The following is an 18,210-nucleotide window of genomic DNA, read 5'->3' as shown; positions in this document are numbered from 1 at the left end:
TGTCTTTATCAGTAAAAAATTTACAAGTTACTTGCTAGAATTGTTAATTTTAATCGTGATATGAGCGTTTTTAGTCAATAAAGTAAGCGACTTTCCCAGGCATTCCGGTAGTTATTAGATTATTTAGGCTATATAAAACAATATCTGCGGTTGTTTGTATTTTATTTCCTTCATAATTCCGCATGTTCGCGATAAACTCGACTTCTTTTTGATAGGTTCTAGCTTTTTCTAATGCAATGGATTTTTCTGCTTTGGTTTGCGCTTGATAAAACTCAATACGAATTCTGAATAGAGTCAGTAACAGATTGTAATTGAATAAAGGACTTATTTTTAAAATTTGACTCAATTTGTCACAACTAGCTTTTGCGTAAGCGAGTAATTCTTGGTCTAGTTCATTTTTATCTAAAACGGCAAGGTCGATCAGAGCATCGGTTATATTGGATATGGTGGTAGGAAAGACATGTAAATACTGGCAATCTAATGCACTGATAAATTCGACAGGATACTTCTCTAATGTTTCAAAAAAGTAAATAAGGTGTTCTTTTGAGAAATATGGAGTAAAGTCAGCGATTAACTGAAGATAATAATTGGTTAAATGGTTTTTATTTTTTATCTCTAGAAAAAGTCTATTAATTTCTTTTGTCGTAATTGGATCAATAATCGGAAGCACATGATTAAATTGATGTTTTAAGAATAAATAGTTTCGATAAGCGCGCATAGATTTATTATTATCGTGTTTGAGCTGTAAATATAGTTTTTCCAAATGGCTCAAGTCAAGTGTATTGTTCAAATAATCTTGAACCAGTTGCCTGATTTGTGCCGCAAGAGGATTTTCTAAATTTTCGATATCGTTTAAATCGGAAACTTGAGCATCTAATCTTGTCATGATCAAGTCAAATTCATTAGAGGTTAATGCCCGATCTCCTAACTCAAATCTGGAGTAGGCAGAGCGGCTCATAATATCTTTTGAAACTTCGTGCTGGCTAAGCCCATGTTTGAGACGTAAGCTTCGAATCAATGAATGTATTTCCATTTAACATATCCTCCTTTGAATGTCAATAAAAAAATGGCGATGTGCTAAATTAGCACATCGTCACTTTTTACCAGACTTTTGTTTCTAATTGTTGTATGCTAATTAAGACGTCGATTCAATTAAATGTTGTACAACATAAATTTTTAACGAGAGGGGGGACTGCTGATGTTTCCATTTCCAATCGATCCACGAGATGCGCAAATCATTCGTCCTTAATTATGGTTATTGACTCTTAATTAGATATAGACCAATTATTTTAATCTGGTTTGTGAATCTTTTTATTATCTTTTAAAAATTTTTCCTCATAAATTTATTATAAATTAGAATAACTATTAAGACAAATTATTTCTAGTTAGGAAACCTATAGGTATGCGTTTATTTCTTGAATTAAATAAGGATCTAGAGGGATTTATCGATGGGGATTTTTACTAAAAGAGAATAGAGTCTGAATAAATTTAGGATAATTTATTGTTGCCAGGGTGATAAGAAGCATGTTATCGTTAAAAAGAATTAAATAAAGTACTAGATTTTGTTCGCCGAAAAGGAGCTAGACATTTTAGTCTAGTTCTTGAAATGAGGGCAAACAAAAAGGAGCACCTTTAGCTCTCTCGCTTCAAACTGACGCCAATCAGTTGGAAGGTCGTTGAGAGTAAAGGGTCCAAACAACATTGTCCCATGTTGAATGGATTGCTCCTTGATCATTGTAGACGATGTCTACAACGTTGCTAATTATAACAAACAACTGAGGGGTATTCATTCGTTTTTGCTTATTTTTAAAATCTTTTTTATAAAACAATCTTAAAAAGTGATTTTACAGATGATGAGCGCGAACGTTTGTGTATGGACTTGGACTAATACGAATCGTTTTTTTACACGTTTGATTCAGTGGGGGAGTACGTGTAAAACGAGCGATAAAATTAGGTGTTATAGGGCGTTGTTGACAACTACAATCTTTGAGGAGGAATTTCACACATGTGGAATTCCTTCTTTTTGTTTGCCTTTATTTTCTGATATGTGTTCGAGAAAGTTAGTGAAGGAGTGGAAAAAAATGAATAAGTCAGCGCAAATGAAGCCCTGTTCTCCCCGATTGATTTTACAACGAGCGATTACCGTTCGTTTAATCGATGGAAGTATATGGGCAAATCTTGGAAATGGAAAATTTGTTCATCAAACGAACCTGACGGTTAAAGAAATAGAGGTACTCTATCCCAAAATTAAAACAGTCGTTGAGAGTGGTGGAAAGATTATGGCCAAGAAAAAACATTTGGCTCAATCCCTGGTCATGCTTGAACCACCAATGAAAGTGAAAGACTGGGCTTGAAAGATCGTTAAACGAAAGACATAGCTGTTTGTAAAGAACGATTATCGTTGTTTACATGATCCTTGAAAACTGGATAGTATCGGACGTTTATCCAAGGCGTTGTGTTTGGCTTTGGAATGAACGAGAAAGGTCTCGCTGTTTTCTGTCTGGCGAGATAGATACATTCAAAAATGACAGACTGCTTGACGTGGTAACTTGAGCAGGAGATCGTGTCTCTGGCATGTGGCGAGAAAAGTAGCGCAGTTGAACGCCTTAAAACCCAGCTGTTTGTTCTGAAAAGAAATACTTTGTACTTCTCAAAATGATGAAGAGAGATAGGTTGTCCGTCCCCCTAAAACGGTCAGGTTCCCACTTATCCGAAAAGTGTCGTACCATTTTTATTACTTGTTTGCGGTTCTTTGTGAACAGGTATGTCTTTAAAACAAACGAAATAGGAGTGAGTTGAATGACTGAAATACAAGTTCTACTTGCTTTTATGCGGCAGTCTAAGCGCAAGTCAATCAAGCGTAGTAGTTTAGAGCGTTGGTTTGAAACGAATGATTACTGGATAAAAGAAAGACAACTCAAGTTGTTTCAACAATTACAGCGAAGCAAGGCACTAAGGATCATGGAAAATGGCGAAATCATCCGAGTCGAGGCAATGCAGGAGTATTTCATGTTGTTTGATTATATGCAGAAACAACGAAAATCACAATTAGCTAAAGCTCACCTTAAACGATGGATCGCCGAACAACCAGCGTGGCATGCAAAAAAGACGGAACGACTGATTCGTCAATTGCATTGCACAGAGACAATGAAAATCACTGAATTTGGTGTGATCATTTCACACGAGAAACAAAAGAAAGGGGAAAATATATGGCAAAATCTACCGCAAAGAAGAGGAATAAAGATAAAAAGAAACGGTTGTTCCAATTGGAAGAACTACTGTTAGAGGAGAAGGATTTGGAGTTTGTGATCGGAAAAGAAGATTTATTTGCGAGCAATATTCAGTTCAAACATGATGAAGTGTTACCAGGCGAACGAGCATATATTGTCACGAATACTGTCGTCCACGCTACCCCTTTATACCAAAAGCAATTGATCCATTTACGATATATCCATTCATTGAGAATCGTGAATAACTTGGAAGAAGGGCAACTGGTGAAAGAAGTCCCAGTAGCAAAGATTGTACGGTCGAAAGCAGGAATTTACTTCGTTGTCGATAGAGAAAGAATCACACAGTCGTATCATCAACGAAAACAGCGTAACCAACTTCCAGGTATCATTGCCGAAGAAATGTCTCGGAATTACTAAAAGACATGGCAGAATATAAACAAAAATAAAGAAAGCGGTGAATGATAATAAGATGCACAAAAAAAGTCTTGTATGGCTAACTGCAGGAATGTATGTATGCATAATATTAGCACTGTTAGTAAATTTATGGTTGCAGAATCATCAGGATCTTTGGTCAATTAGTGCTAATACCAGGTTTGTTACTACATGGGAGGAGTTGACCGGAGGGCTTCGTTTGATTATGTGGTTATTAACAATTTTAACTGTAGGTTTAGCCATTTTGGTTAATCAAACATTTAAGGCTAGAAAATTGGAAATCTTTGAGGAAAATGTTAAGAATCTAAATCTGGAGATTGAATATACTGATGAAGAATCACCAGATGTAGTTAACGAATCTATGACTAATGAGAAAGAGGAAGTAGAAAAAAAAGAAATTTTATCGATTTATCTATCGAGTGGAGAATTATTTTTCCATGAAATAGATTCAACGGGCCTCAGTAGCCAAGAGATAATCGCTGCATGGAGGAATATGAAACCTGGTGGGGAGCTAATTGTTGAAGATTCTGACGGATGGTCAATGTATGTAATGGATCAGATTGCTGCAATCACTATTTTATGTTGTTGATGAATGGTGGAATGTAATGTGCCTTGTCGGATAATATGCACAAAAAGAAACTGAATTAGGGGTTCTAATGGAGAATTGAACAATCGGTTAATAGTAGAAATGAAGTCGATGAAATTAGCAGAAGGAGAGGTCGCAAATTATGGTTTCAAATGAATGGACATTAGAATACGAAAGACGTCTTGGAAAACTGGCAATTTGGTTTTGGCGAATCTTTATCAGTGGTTTTTTTGCTATGATTTTAGGATCAGTAGTTTATTGGAATTATTATTTTTTCGGACTTTTGTGGTTTCCGCTAGTCCTATTGTTTTTGTGGTACTTTGTTGTGCTTGGTTTTTTAGTGATTTCATTGAAGTCGATTTGATAGTGCAAATAGTTACTGTAGCAGTCAATTTTACATGTCATTTTAATGAGTAAATTCTTTGTCCGGACTCCTACCGTGCATTTTCGTATGGATGGGTACCATAAACCTCAAAATGTGAATACTTTTACAATAAAAAGGTTATTGTAATTAATTATAAACTAAAAATGTTATCTTTACCAAAATGGTTGAAAATTATTTTTGAATAAAACCAATATTAAATCGTTTTTATCAATAAAAAAAATAATTGGTCTATATTAATCATCGTTTTATTAAAATTGTATGAAAAGACACAGGTTATCGTTTGGCGAAAGTTAGTCGGTTTGATATGCTTAATTTATAGTTATTATAAGTAAGTGAATCCTAGCTTAATAGTTGCCAGGGAGATCTTTTAAAACCTAAACTCCAATTTTTAGTTTATTAGTTTAAGAATACCTTTTTGAAAGTCTCAACAATACTTTACTCCTAGAAACTAAGCGTCCTTTTTGTGAGGAGGGCGTTCCCTGGCAACTATTAGGCTAGGCGTCATTCGTTTTCGAGTGGATAATAATAATGTTGCTGATTTGTATCTTGAGCTAGTCCAAACGTTGAGCCAATCGTTAGATTAGATGGACTATCTGCCAAACCGATTAATTCAAATTGGTTTTTATCGATGTTTGTGACTGATAGCGGGAAATGAATTTCTTCGTCACCTATCGAGAGAATAGCCTGATTGACGTCTTCAAAATGAACAAAGGTGATCATTGCTTCTCCTAAGTCAACTATTTCTTTGTTTTTTCCTTTTTGTAGTTGTTCAAAAGCAGAAGGTTCAGGTATAGATGAGGATTCTATTGTACTTCGGTAGTCATTTCTTCTATTACGAGATTGGTAAATCAAAATGGAACTTAAACAAATAAAGATAATTGGGAGAACTAGGAATAATTTTGATTTCATTTGCTTTTCTCGATATTTTGGCTTTTTGAGACAATGCTTTTTTTAGTTTTTAATTGCTGTGCGTATTCTTCAATGTCACTCTTTAAATAAAGTCTAACTACCGAAGGTCCTGAATCTCCAAACTCAAAAAAAGGTTTTATCTTTCCTGTTTTGATTGTCTGTGAGAATGCAGTGTAAGACTGTCCTGTGATTTTAGCAGCTTGTTGTCTGGTGAGTAGATTTTTTTTACCCCATTGTTGAATTTCAGTTAATTTCATTTTAAAGACCTCCTAAATATTAGATACTAAAAAAAGTATACCAAATTAAATATAAATATCAAACTTATGCTTGACTAAGCATGCTAAGTAAGGTATGCTTAATTTAAGATAAAAAAAGAAAGAAGGAACCTAAATGAAAATGTTAAAAGTGTTAGCAATCGGAGTAACAGTTGGAGGAATGGCGTTAGCTATTCATACGGAAAAGGCAGAAGCCACAGAATGGACACCTCGTTCAGTCGAACAAATTAAAGCAGATATCGCAAAAACAGACGGTAAAGAATACACAATCGTCACTGGAGATACTTTAAGCGGTATTGGAGAAGCCACAAACATGACAGTGAAGGCACTGGCAGAAAGAAATTCAATTGCAAATGTAGATTTAATTTATGCAGGAAATAAATTAGTATTTGAAGGTAATGTAGTCACTGTTCAAAACCCTCAAGGAGAAACAATTGCGCAGTCTGTTGTGAAAGACGAAGATAAAATAGATCCAAGTCAACCAATTGGACAAGCACCGACAACTGGTTCTAACAATAATCAAGGCTCACAAGTAGTCACACCACCAGCAGTAGGAGATAATGGCTCAACAGGCGGAGGAAATACAGTAACACCACCAACTGGCGCTGACAACGGTTCTACAGGAGGCGGAGGTACAGTCACACCGCCAGCAACAGGAGACAATGGCTCAACAGGCGGAGGAAATACAGTAACACCACCAACTGGTGGCGATAACGGTTCTTCTGGTGGGGGTACAGAAACAACACCGCCAACAGGTGGGGATAATGGTTCAGGAGGAAACGAAACTGGTCCAGAAGAAGAATTATATCGTGTAACACCACTAGGTAATAGTGGCATGGAATTCAAGACGAACATCGAAGCAGCTGAATGGGGGTTAGCACAAGTTATGAATCCCGATAGTCAATGGTTTGGTATGCGTTCTACTTCTAAACCTTTAGTTTGGTCAAATGGAGAGGTTTTAAGCTATTCAGTAGATTTTTATTAATATAATTAATTATCTAGAAGCGATTTAAGATTATAATCTTGAATCGCTTCTTTGTTTTTTCTAGGCTAAGAAAGGAAGTGAATGCCTTGTGATTCGGGCACCCTGTATCGTTAATTTTCCTTATTATTAGAAATTTTAGGAGGGGAATTATTGAAAGCAAAGATGTTTAAAAGAAGCCTTAATATAGTTGCTTTGTTTATAATTATAGGGCAGTTGATTATTGCACCAAGCATGGCTATTGCTGATCATATAGAAGAGTTTAAAATAAGCCAAGTGGATGCGAAAGATGAAGAACTTGAACAAGATAAAATTGAATTGAAAAAAGTTCTTAAGAACAACTCAATACTATCAAATACAATAAAACAAGGAACTGTCCAGTCGGAAAATGCGCGAGCAAATGATAGTCCTGAAGAGAGTGAATTGCCCGTTGTTGAAACAATAGGTAATTCGCTTTTTATTTTACCTTCAGGTACTGATGTCCAACCAATTGACCAAGTTGAAGAAGAAATTACTGGTGAGTTCGATGCGAAATATACGTTAGATTATATTCGTGAACATGCTAAGAGCACTACCGAACAAAATGAAATGTTGAAAAAATCAGAAGAATATGCCCGTTTAAAAAGAAATTTTACTCGATCTACAGGGTTTACTATAGAAAATGTTCGTACGATTGAACATCGTGTATGGCGAAATATTCCAAACGGGACCAACTTTTTGCATGATAAGTTCTATATGTTTCGAATAAGAGAAACAGGACAGATTGCTTTTTGTATTGAGGAAGGTGTTCCCATTGTCTTAGGTAGTGGAGCATCGCAAGAAAACGTAACACAAATCATTTCAAATCCACAATTAAGAGAACGATTATCCTTGATTGCTTATTTTGGTTGGTATGGAAATTCAGATAAATCAGATACACAATATGTTGCTGTTCAACAAATGCTTTGGGAAGCATTTGGAGGCGAAACATTGTCCACCACAGTTTCTAATTACGGGACACGTAAACAATCCGTGGAAACAGAAATATCAAAATATAATACTCGACCAAGTTTCCATAATCAAAAAGTAACTGTCAAAGTTGGAGAAACGGTTACAATCAATGATACAAATGGCGTATTTGCAAATTATGCTATGAATAATCTTACGAATACAGCAAATGTAACACTTCGACAAGAAGGTAATAGACTGCATATCACGGCAAACGCCAATTCAAATAAAAATGGTATCGTATCTATTGCAAGAATACCTAATGAGTTTGCTAGTGCTGCATTAGCCTATCGAGTAGGTAACGGACAAAGGGTAAGTGTATTGCATGTTGATGATCCAATAACTGTGAATTTAAATATTGAAGTTTTAAAAGAAGGTCACGCTGAAGTATTAAAAGTGGATGAAGATACTGGAAAACCTTTAGCTAATGCAACGTATCGTTTTACAACTTCAACTGGGCAAACGAAAGAATTAACAACAGGAGCAGATGGAAAGGCACGGTGGGAGAATCTTTTAGTTGATACAAAAGTAACCATCGAAGAGATTCGAGCGCCACATGGCTATATCTTGAATGCACAACCTCAAACCTTAACTATACGAGCGAATGAAACAACCACTCTTCGATTTAATAATAAAGAACAACTCGCAAATCTTACAGTTATTAAAGAAGATGAAGAAACTGGAAACAAACCACAAGGCGCCGCGACACTTTTCGGGGCTAAATACGAATTAACAGATTCAGAAGGCAAATCGATTGCGATATTAACTTTGGAAGATGTTGACGGTCTTTCACAGGCAGAGATTAAAGGACTGAAACTTGGAACGTACTATCTAAAAGAAGTAGAAGCACCTGAAGGGTACAACCTTGATCCAGAAACACACGAAGTTCAGTTGACCTATGCAGGACAGAATGAGACAGTCGCTATTCATAGTAAGACAGTCAACGATCGAGTGATTAAGGGCGGAATCGAAGGCTATAAATTTGGATCAAAAGACTTAACACCGTCAATAATGGGGAATATTCGTTCATTTTTCCGCTTGGGTCAAAAAGAAGAGGAGAAATCATCTAATACAACAAATCAAGATATTAAACCACCACTTGAAGGAGTTGAGATAACAGCAACTTCGAAAACAACAGGATTAAAATATACTGCAACGACTGATAAAAAAGGATATTTTCATATTGGAGATTTACCGTATGATACGTATACCGTAGAAGAAACAAAAGGTGCACCTGGCTATTTACTGATTGAACCCTTTGAGGTAACAATCACTGAAGAAGGCTATGTGCATTTTTATTTGTTAGAAGATCGAATCATTGAAGCCCGTTTACGTATCTTAAAAGAAGATGCTGAAACAGGTAAACGAATTCCTTTAGCAGGAACTAGCTTTAAGATTTGGGATCGTTGGGGGAACGATGGTGAAGGTGCCTATGTAAGCATGCGTGAGAATAATTCATTGGAATTGACTGATACGTTTGTTACCAATGATGAAGGAGAAATCGTTACTTCTGAAATGTTGGCATTTGGAGAAGATCGCTATGAATTAAGAGAAATCCGCGCACCAGAAGGGTATATTTTACCAACAGAACCAGTCGTATTTTCAGTAACTGGTGATAATGCGAATGGGGTGATTACACTACATGTTAAAAATGATCCCCAAAAAGGGTTAGTAACTGTCAATAAAAGCGTAGAAACTGCTATTCAAACAAGTGTAAATAATTCTGAATATGGAGAGTATACTCAGTTTGATTTTGATCAATTAAAAGGACAAGGATTCCGATTCAAGATTGAAGCGGCTGAGGACGTTGTGACACCAGACGGAACGGTTCGCTTTAAGCAAGGAGAAACAATTCAATTTGATGGCGAAGATTATATCCTTGAAACCACGGAGGACGGTTCTGCTACTTCACCAGCATTTCTCTATATTGGAAACTACTATCTAGTTGAAATCGGCGCACCTGCAGGCGTAGCGCTGTTAAAAGAACCGGTACCATTTTCGATTGAGTACGCAGGGCAAGAAGTTGAAGTTTCGACTAGTGAAGTCGATGTAGATAATTTCTTACAGGAAATCAATGTTTACGGTCAAAAGGATCAAGAAGTAGTTGTTGATTGGGCAGATGGTCAAGCAGTGATCGATGTCGAAGCAGCGAACAATGGTCAAGTATTTGCCTTGCGATTGGCAAAAGGACTAACAGTCGGAGAGTCTGTTTTAGAAGAGGACACGACGTTGGCTTATACCGTCGTAAAAGAGGGTGTAATTGCGTTTGAAGGCTTAAAATTACCAAATCAGACGATTCAAATGTACCTTCAAGAAGTAGATGCAGGTTCTGATCATGTATTGAATGAAGCAAAATACTTCTTCACTTATGAGCCAGAAACGAATGAACAAACACATGATATTCATGTTTCAGCTAAGCAAACGGAAATGGAAGAATCGGAAGAAGATCCGGAACAGCCAAATGAAGAAGAACCAGCTGAAGAAGACGAAAACAATGAAGAAACAGATACAGAAGCTGATCAAGAAAACGAAAATGATTTAGAAAATCCAGAAGCAGACACTGATGTCTCTGAAGAGCAAGACAACGATTCAAACGAGACTGGAGAAGCAGAACAAGAAGACGCTGAAAAAGAGTCTGATGCAATATTAAACAAACTGGCACGTGCCAATGTAAAAGTGATCAAGACGGACGGCATGGATCAAAAAGCACTGCAAGGTGTTGAATTCGATTTGATTCGCATTGGGGAGTTCAAACCAATCGACTCAGAACCAGAAGACGAAACAACTGAAGGTGAAGAGGAACAATCCCCAGAAGAAGATGGTACTGAAGAATCTGATACAGAAACTCCAGAAACGTTCACAGACGGCGTAGGAGATACAGAAGAAACACGGACAGTAATTGGAACCTATGTCACAGATGAAAATGGTGAAATTACCATTGAAGATCTACCTACCGGCCAATATGTACTAGTCGAAACAAAACCACTTGAGTGGTACCACGAAAATGACGAAGAGTACGATTTTGAGATTTCAGCTGACAATAATGGTGAAACTATTATTTTTGAAGTTGAAAACAACCGCTTGGATCTTGAGATCGAAACACTTTTTGCAGAAACTGAAACTGGTTCAAAAGTGGTCGATCCAACCGTTGATAACAAATTGACGGATTACGCTTGGACTTTGGGTGGAAAAGAAGGACATGAATACTTTGTCGTGACGCAATTTATTAATGGAGCGACTGGGGAAGTAGTCGATAAAGGTATTTCTTCCTTTGTTTCAACAGGAGAAGAAGAACAGGAACTTCTCTTTGATGTAATGATTCCAGCGAACACGATGAATGACGGAGACGAGTTGGTAGCTACTCACATGGTATATAGTGATGAAGAGCTAACAGACCTGGTGAGTGATCACTTTGATTTAAAAAATAAAGAACAAACTGTTGGTTTCGTAAAACCAACTGAAGAAGCACCTGCAATTCCACAAGCAGGCAGTGTAACTACAGGGACATGGATTCAAGAAGCATTTTCAACGTTATTCAAATAAAATACTTGATTTTAAGGTAAAGCTGATTATCAGTTTTACCTTTTTCAATTAGGAGGTGAGCGATGTTAATAAGAAAAAAGTGATCAAAATCGGACGATCGAGAGCAAAAAGGAAGAAACGAATTCTAATAGCCGCAGGTTCTGCTAGTGTCTTTCTTTTTGTGTCTATGTTCTTCTTGCTTGGATATTTACAGCAACGATCGTTTGAAAAAAGTATTGCAGAAATACAGGTTGAAGCGTTGACAGCGATGGAAAGCAAAGACGAGATCAAGCCTAGACCTGCAGATTATTCGGGTATGGATGTAGAGACACTAGAACCAAGCACATTGAATGTAAATGTTCAAAATCAAATTTCTAGATTTGGTGTTGGAATGATTGAAATTCCTTCAATTGATTTGAAATTACCAGTACTGGAAGGAATCACTCAAGCAAATATTAGCGTTGGCGTTGGTACGGTAAAACCGAATCAAGCAATCGGAAAAGGGAATTTTGCTTTATTAGGACACTATATGACGAATAGCGGACTACTGCTAGGCGGATTGAAACAAGTCTCCATAGGTGACGAGATCCACTTAACGTATTTTGACAAGCAAGCGACGTATAGAGTCATTGAGAGCAAAGTCATACACCAATCGGAAGGGGAATACATGTTAGATAATCCGGAAGATCCACACTATTTAACTTTGTTGACGTGTGACGGTAGCCGAGTGGAAACAGATTATCGATTAATGGTTCGTGCTGAACCGATTGAGTAAATAAGGAGTGATAAATATGGCCGCAAAAAAAACAAGTCTGATTGTAGAATCCGCAAAGGAACTATTAGAAGAAAAAGGCATGAACTTTAATCAGTGGAAAAAAGAAATCGTAACAACGAAAAAACTAGAGATTATGGAAGGAAAAAATCTCCAGTGGGAACATTCAATTGTTGAAGAAGCCGCATTAGAAGTGATCACCAAAGATTTAAAAGAACGTCGAAAAAAAGGAAACAACACTAAAGAAATAAACAAAAATATAGAACAAGAAGGAGTCGAATACACATGAAATCAACAGTTTTAAGCCTTGTCGTATTACCTCAGAACGATTTAATCTCAAATTTGGTCAACTCTCTAAATTCAGTCGTCTCAGCAGCGCAGACATTAGCCCCAGCAGTAGCGGCCGTGATCGCAATAGCAGCCATGTTTATGTACATGTACTCTGATAAATTTGCCGATGTCGCTAAAACGAAGCTGTTCAAAATCTTTGTTAGTGTGGGTGTTATCGCAGGAATCACTACTGTTATTAACTGGATGACAAGTACAGCGAGATTCTAAAAGTAAACCAGCTAAGTGTTTAACTTAGCTGGTTTATTCTAAATTATTAGCAAGTACAGGAAAGAAAGGAGAAAAAATGTATTTACTAAAGTTTGTTAAGGTACCTAAGACAGTAAAAAAACAGAAAGTACTCCCGTTGAAAAAATGGCTATATCTGCCTCAAGCGCAAGATTTGTATTTCCAAGTTATTGAAGAAGAGGGCTATGAAGGTGAAATGACCCTTTTGGTACAGAACCAAGAAAACTTACAAGAGATTCAATTTGATATTTCGTATGAAGAAGGGTACACCTTATCGGATTTGATTAGCCAGGACTTAATCAGGGAAATTCGAAACACAGCTGATGAAAATCTACGTATTTCTTTAGAAATTATGGAAAACGAGATCAACTTATCATTTTCTGAACCTCTTACAATAGAATCAACGGATACAGAAGTAACAAAGAGTAACTTTTTCTCAACAATTAGCTCAAAGCTTCCGTTTAAGAAAAAAGAAGATGTAACGGAAGAAACTACTGAAGAAGAACAATCTGAAGTGGTGAATGAAATAATAGAAGTAGAGGAATCAAGCTACGTACCAGATTATGAAGAGGGCGAGGAAACAGAAAAGGACCTCTTGCTACAACCAGTGGAAGAAACTGAAGATTCGAAAGTTAATAAAAAAGCACCAGTTGATAAAAAAGTGGAAACTGATTCTCAAGAAGAAACCAAACCCCAACTTCCTTCTTTGCAGGAATACGTATCGATTGAACAAGTGCCTATTATTCAAGAACTAGATCAGCTAATCGATCAGATGGATGGACGTATTAAGAATGGGGTATCCCACGTATTATCGGAATTCAATTTGACGGAACCGGCAACATTTATTGAAAAGAAGCAAAAAGAATTTATTGAAAAATCTTTTACAAAAGATTTTTATTCGTCACTCATTTCTAGCTTGGTAGAGACGAAAAGTAATTTATTAAATACGGCTATCTTAACGTTGACCGAACAGTATGAACGGCAGGTAAATCAAAATGATCCGTCAGTACTAAAAAAAGAGATCGACGTCATTAAAGCGAATATCGAAAGTCACTGGCAACAAGAGCTGACTAAAAGAATCCAAACGATTTCGGGAAGACACAAGCAAACAATCGATCAACTAAGAGTGAAACAAGAGAAAGAACTTGCACAATTGAAATTAAAACACAGCCAAGAAATGACTAGTGTTAACAACAACTATGCGACTGAAAAAATGCAACTTGAAAATGAGATTCAAGAAAAAATCGAACAAGAAGCACAGATAAATATTCAGAAGTTTAAAAAGAAAGCGACTCAAAAAATCGAGATGGAAAATCTTCAAGCTTTAGAAACGTTTAAGATCGCTCAATTTGAGAGCATGCGTCAGGTCGTGACAGAAACCTTGACGAATGCTAAGCAGAATGAAGGGAATTATCTAAATGCGCTTAAAAAACGCTTAGAAGACGAACAACCAAGGTTTGAACAAAAGTATCAACGATGGTTAGAAATGCAGCGGGAAGAGGAAATAAATAGAAAGGAAAACGAAGAGTTAAAACTTAAAGCGCGTGAAATTGAGGTTCAAGAGAAGAAAGTTGCATTGGAAGAAAAGGCGATCCGAGAAACCGTGGATACCACCAAACGTATGGAAAAACAAAACCATGATCTTCTTGTTGCGCAACAAGCCCAACTACTTGAAACAATAAAAGCTTTTCAGATAAATCCTCCGGCTACTGGTCCTCAACCAACAGAACCTAGTTCAACTCAGCAACCAAAAAATACTTGGTGGAAAGGATTCTTTGTCGCTACGGTTACTTTTGTAACGATTGGTGGCATTGGCACCTTACTATATACGATTCATAATGTCTATGCTGCTCAAGAACAAACGACACAAGTGATTCAAAAACAGACCAGCGAAATGGAGAAACGCTTAATGGGAGTAATAGAAAATCGATCAATTCAGACTACACAAAGTACAGCCGAAACAACGCCACAAACGTTTGAAGATTATTTGATTGAAAACCAGTACTTAGAAGCTGCAGAAACGTTCCCAGAGAAGAAAAAAGACATTGTCGATTATTTACTTGCGCAAGGAGATAAAAGCCATCTGAACGAATACCTAGAGGTGTATCCGATCACTGACAAGTTACAGTTGTTAGAGGTGGCTATTCTGAACGGTGACAGTGAAGCGATTTTTGAGCGTTATAAAGAAAATGATCTGGATACACTCAAAAAACTACCAGCTGTTCAAAAAGAAAAGTTAGCATTGGTTTTATACCAAGAAAACCTTCCAGTAGAAGCGAATTTACTATTAAAAGATTAGACAAATCAATCGTTTGAAAAAAAGCAATCTAACTATAGACTGCTTTTTTTGTTGTCTTTTCACTTGAAAAAGGAGAGAAGGAATGGAAAAACAAGCTTTAGAATTTCTACTTCGATATTCTGATTGGGTCAAAGACGCAGGATTTTTTAGTTCTATTTGGCATATGTTCACCATGTGGGTAATTAAAATATCCTATCACATTGCACTTTATACGGAAAAAGTTATCGATCAGATATTTAAAATTACGGGCTTTCTTGACGAGGGGATGATTGGGACCGTTTATACCAGTATGCGGATTTTAGCCGCTTCTGTATTGACGGTGACACTCCTTTATATCGTCTACAAATACATGTTTAGCGATCGAGTGGATCTGAAAGGTAGTCTTCTTCGTGGGATTATTTTCCTTAATTTGATTATCTATCTGCCTGGACTGATGAATTCCGCTATGAATGTAACGAAAGCAACCTTTGATGCCTCAAAAGACTTGCACGGTACCGGATCAAGCTTATCCTATAATATCGTACAAAGTAACATGGCCGATCTCACCTACTTATCAAGAAATGGCTTTGAGCTACTTGATAGTAGCAATACAAATGACCGGACAATGAATTTATCGGAAAATGCGTTCAAAAATGCCGATTTAACAGAAATGATTTTACCTAATGATATCGGAGATTTAAAGAAAACAGCCAGTAATGAAGAAAATACAGAAGCTTTAGGCTACCAAATCAAGGTAGCTGATGATGGATCACTTTATGCGGACAAAATCAAAAACGGGTGGTTTTCAACGTTTGATAACGGAAAATTCCGGTTTAGTGCCGACACAGCAACGATTTTGATTTCTTTGTGGACCATGACATTTGTTTATCTTTGTTCGGGGTTTACCATCGGTGCAGCGATTTTGGAGTTGGTTTTTGCTCGGATTCTATTCCCAGTTTTGGCAGCCATGGATATTGAAACAGGTCAAAAAGTGAAAAGGATTTTTGAAGATATGGGCAATACGTTTGTAACGATCATGCTGACCGGTTTTTCAATCAGTTTGTTTTCGATTTACTTCACGTATCTTGCCACATTGAACCTAAATATAGTTGCTTATGCCATTTTATGCCTTGTGGGCGTGTCTATGGCAATGACTGGACCACGAACATTCGGAAAATATTTAGGTGTGGATACTAGCGCTCGAAGCGGGTTTAAATCAATTGTGGGTGGATACTATGGGGCGAAAGCAGCCATGGGAATTGGAAAATCTGCAGTTGGTTTAGGCGAAGCAGCGTTACATGCACCCGAAACAATGCGCGCTACAGGAGGCAAAATCAAAAATGGTGTCTCAAATAAACTAGATAGCGATAAGAAAATGATGAATAATATTGGCAAAGCTAAGGATCATATCGACGATAAGTTGGATGATAAAGTCGATGAAATCTTTGATAATCCACCAACAACGCTAGATAATATTAGTCCAATTTCAGAAGATCAGTACGAAGAAGAAAATCTAAATCAATCGATCGATGGACAAGAAAATTCAACAGATGAAGATACGAAAAATACCTATAAAAATAATGGTGAGCTTGATCAAGACGGAAAAGAAATCATAGCTGAAGCGGATAATAGTACCCACCAAGACCACAATAAAGTACAAGATTCAGCTGACGAGAAATCTGTTTCTGACAGTGAACTGAACACTGAAGGACATGATTTGTCTGAAAATCCTAATGATCAAGGAGAAGAGACAGACGAAAATGGAAAAGTGATCGTTCAAGATTCTTCCAATAATGAGGATAAAACGGTAAATGACGCTTCAAGTATCGAGACGAAAGGTTCAGGACAACGTCCAGAAAACTTGAAAAATGAAGATCCAGCGAATAATGCAATGTTAGATGGCTCAGAAGGAAGTAATGAATCTGATTCTCAAAATAAAATGAATTCAACAGTTGAAAACCCAGACAAGAAAAAAGTTGACCAGGGTTCAGAAGAAGCACTAAAGAAGAATCCTACAGAAGTCGATACGCCTCCAGTCACACAAAATGAAGGCGATTCTTCTCAAAAACAAATCGTACAGTCTGAACAGCCAACTACAGCTAGGAAAGAAGATAACGTTGCAGGAAATAGTTCTGAAACGGTTTCTAAGACCACGAAATCGACAAATAGTGATCAAGGTTCACTAAGGAAAGAGAAAGAATCAACGAAGCCCTTAGAAACCTTAGAATCAACAGATAGAACAAGCTATAAGGAATCTGAATCCAAACCAATCTGGGAAGAAAAGAAACAAAGTGACACGCGATTTGCAAGTGCCAATGACACTCTAAAGAATATGAATGCAGAAGACTATTTACCACCAAGAAATAATGACCGAGGTGATAGAAATGGCGAATAAATATCAACATATGAAAATTCAAAAAAACATTAAGCAAGAAGTTCGCTTGAAAGCTTTCTACTTTTTGGATCTTGCTTTGATTCTAGGACTTTGTGGTGGCATGTTTTATCTTCAAGACTATATTCAACTACCCATCGGACATTTTATCGTTATTGAGTGCTTGCTATTTGCATTAGGGATCTTCTTGTGTGCAAAGCCAAGCAGTAACGGAGGACACAGAAACCTATACACTCTTTATTGTCTGCTTAAAATGGATCGAACGATTTACGGTACACAGAGCTATAAGAAAGGAGCAAATTAGTTTAATGGCAAAGATAAAACAAGGAAAAAGTCAGAAAAAGCGTCCCCTTAAAAAAGGGGAGCTTCCTTCTGTTCAAGAAGTAATCCCTATCAAGCGAATGGATCAAAATGACGTGGTGAAAAACGACGATAGCTTTTTTGCTTTCCTGAAGATTTCTACTCAAGATATCAACGGACTAAGCGCAGAAGAGCAACAGCAAGCACAGTCTCAATTTGAAAATCTTTCTCGGATCTATGACGATGACATGAGTATTTTATCCATGATGTTTCCTACGAACATTGATTCTAACTTGGTTTTTTGGAACAAAAAGCTGATGCAAGCAAGGAGTAGACAAAACATGGCGCAATTGATGATTTGTCGAGAACAGATTCAGCGTCTCCTTTGGGTAGAAATGGAACTATCCAATTTAGAGTTTTATTGCATGGTCTATGGAAGAACAAAAAAAGAAATTGTTTTAGCCAAAACGTTACTGAAACGTTCCGGTGGATCACTACTTAGAATTAAGGATGTTAGTGCAGAACAGACAGAAAAGATTCTTACAAAACTGTTCAATATGAATACAGCGATTTAGGAGGAAATT

Annotated in this window: 16 protein-coding genes and 1 pseudogene; 14 read left to right on the top strand and 3 right to left on the bottom strand. The window is 36.9% G+C overall.

Annotated features, from left to right (window positions below):
- Positions 1 to 70: 70 nt before the first annotated feature.
- Positions 71 to 1,033 (bottom strand): helix-turn-helix domain-containing protein, encoded by a 963-nt coding sequence (locus IGI79_RS14580; RefSeq protein WP_438846111.1) that lies wholly within the window; start codon positions 1,031 to 1,033, stop codon positions 71 to 73.
- 1,048 nt (positions 1,034 to 2,081) lie between these two features.
- On the opposite strand from IGI79_RS14580, the gene IGI79_RS14575 reads away from it, so the two are divergent.
- From IGI79_RS14575 to IGI79_RS14560, 4 genes are all read left to right on the top strand, one after another.
- The gene (locus IGI79_RS14575) at positions 2,082 to 2,354 is read left to right on the top strand and encodes a hypothetical protein (RefSeq protein WP_326273978.1); all 273 of its coding nucleotides are present in this window, start codon (positions 2,082 to 2,084) and stop codon (positions 2,352 to 2,354) included.
- A gap of 445 nt (positions 2,355 to 2,799) precedes the next feature.
- Positions 2,800 to 3,285, top strand: coding sequence for a hypothetical protein (locus IGI79_RS14570; RefSeq protein ID WP_438846110.1), 486 nt, complete (start codon positions 2,800 to 2,802; stop codon positions 3,283 to 3,285).
- Complete coding sequence (locus tag IGI79_RS14565) at positions 3,210 to 3,647, top strand: hypothetical protein (RefSeq protein WP_438846109.1); 438 nt, start codon at positions 3,210 to 3,212, stop codon at positions 3,645 to 3,647. Before IGI79_RS14570 ends, IGI79_RS14565 begins: the two co-directional genes overlap by 76 nt.
- 214 nt (positions 3,648 to 3,861) lie before the next feature.
- A complete protein-coding gene (locus tag IGI79_RS14560; protein ID WP_438846108.1) occupies positions 3,862 to 4,251 on the top strand; it encodes a hypothetical protein in 390 nt (129 codons plus the stop codon).
- A gap of 883 nt (positions 4,252 to 5,134) precedes the next feature.
- Here IGI79_RS14560 and IGI79_RS14555 read toward each other — a convergent pair.
- The gene (locus IGI79_RS14555; RefSeq protein WP_169059153.1) at positions 5,135 to 5,542 is read right to left on the bottom strand and encodes a hypothetical protein; all 408 of its coding nucleotides are present in this window, start codon (positions 5,540 to 5,542) and stop codon (positions 5,135 to 5,137) included.
- Entirely contained in the window at positions 5,539 to 5,799 is a 261-nt protein-coding gene (locus tag IGI79_RS14550) for a helix-turn-helix domain-containing protein (RefSeq protein WP_169059152.1), read from the bottom strand. The genes IGI79_RS14555 and IGI79_RS14550 overlap by 4 nt, the downstream gene beginning before the upstream one ends.
- A 133-nt stretch (positions 5,800 to 5,932) precedes the next feature.
- On the opposite strand from IGI79_RS14550, the gene IGI79_RS14545 reads away from it, so the two are divergent.
- The 10 genes and pseudogenes from IGI79_RS14545 to IGI79_RS14500 all read left to right on the top strand — a co-directional run bounded on the left by IGI79_RS14545 (position 5,933) and on the right by IGI79_RS14500 (position 18,201).
- The gene (locus tag IGI79_RS14545) at positions 5,933 to 6,802 is read left to right on the top strand and encodes a LysM peptidoglycan-binding domain-containing protein (protein WP_410301157.1); all 870 of its coding nucleotides are present in this window, start codon (positions 5,933 to 5,935) and stop codon (positions 6,800 to 6,802) included.
- A 342-nt stretch (positions 6,803 to 7,144) separates the two neighbouring features.
- Positions 7,145 to 9,439 (top strand): annotated as a pseudogene (locus IGI79_RS14540) (SpaA isopeptide-forming pilin-related protein); the annotation flags it as partial.
- Positions 9,416 to 11,329: a prealbumin-like fold domain-containing protein gene (locus tag IGI79_RS14535; RefSeq protein WP_438846118.1), complete on the top strand. Its 1,914-nt coding sequence runs from the start codon at positions 9,416 to 9,418 to the stop codon at positions 11,327 to 11,329. The pseudogene IGI79_RS14540 and the gene IGI79_RS14535, both read left to right, overlap by 24 nt.
- Before the next feature lie 79 nt (positions 11,330 to 11,408).
- Positions 11,409 to 12,083: a class A sortase gene (locus IGI79_RS14530; RefSeq protein WP_438846107.1), complete on the top strand. Its 675-nt coding sequence runs from the start codon at positions 11,409 to 11,411 to the stop codon at positions 12,081 to 12,083.
- Positions 12,084 to 12,099: 16 nt separating this feature from the next.
- Positions 12,100 to 12,369 carry a DUF5415 family protein gene (locus IGI79_RS14525; RefSeq protein WP_438846106.1) on the top strand — a complete coding sequence of 90 codons (270 nt, stop codon included), beginning with the start codon at positions 12,100 to 12,102 and terminating at the stop codon, positions 12,367 to 12,369.
- Positions 12,366 to 12,638, top strand: coding sequence for a hypothetical protein (locus IGI79_RS14520; RefSeq protein ID WP_271523548.1), 273 nt, complete (start codon positions 12,366 to 12,368; stop codon positions 12,636 to 12,638). Before IGI79_RS14525 ends, IGI79_RS14520 begins: the two co-directional genes overlap by 4 nt.
- 136 nt (positions 12,639 to 12,774) lie before the next feature.
- Entirely contained in the window at positions 12,775 to 14,955 is a 2,181-nt protein-coding gene (locus tag IGI79_RS14515) for a hypothetical protein (RefSeq protein WP_438846105.1), read from the top strand.
- A gap of 82 nt (positions 14,956 to 15,037) precedes the next feature.
- Complete coding sequence (locus IGI79_RS14510) at positions 15,038 to 17,329, top strand: pLS20_p028 family conjugation system transmembrane protein (RefSeq protein ID WP_438846104.1); 2,292 nt, start codon at positions 15,038 to 15,040, stop codon at positions 17,327 to 17,329.
- Positions 17,319 to 17,630, top strand: coding sequence for a DUF5592 family protein (locus IGI79_RS14505; protein ID WP_207699729.1), 312 nt, complete (start codon positions 17,319 to 17,321; stop codon positions 17,628 to 17,630). Before IGI79_RS14510 ends, IGI79_RS14505 begins: the two co-directional genes overlap by 11 nt.
- Before the next feature lie 4 nt (positions 17,631 to 17,634).
- Positions 17,635 to 18,201: a hypothetical protein gene (locus IGI79_RS14500; RefSeq protein WP_207699730.1), complete on the top strand. Its 567-nt coding sequence runs from the start codon at positions 17,635 to 17,637 to the stop codon at positions 18,199 to 18,201.
- Positions 18,202 to 18,210 lie beyond the last annotated feature (9 nt).

Origin of the sequence: Enterococcus sp. AZ084, from assembly GCF_051714905.1 — a bacterium.
In the GTDB taxonomy this organism is placed as follows: Bacteria; Bacillota; Bacilli; order Lactobacillales; family Enterococcaceae; genus Enterococcus_B; species Enterococcus_B pernyi.
The sequence above is the reverse complement of the archived record's forward strand: the minus strand, read 5'-3'. Positions and strand labels throughout refer to the sequence as shown.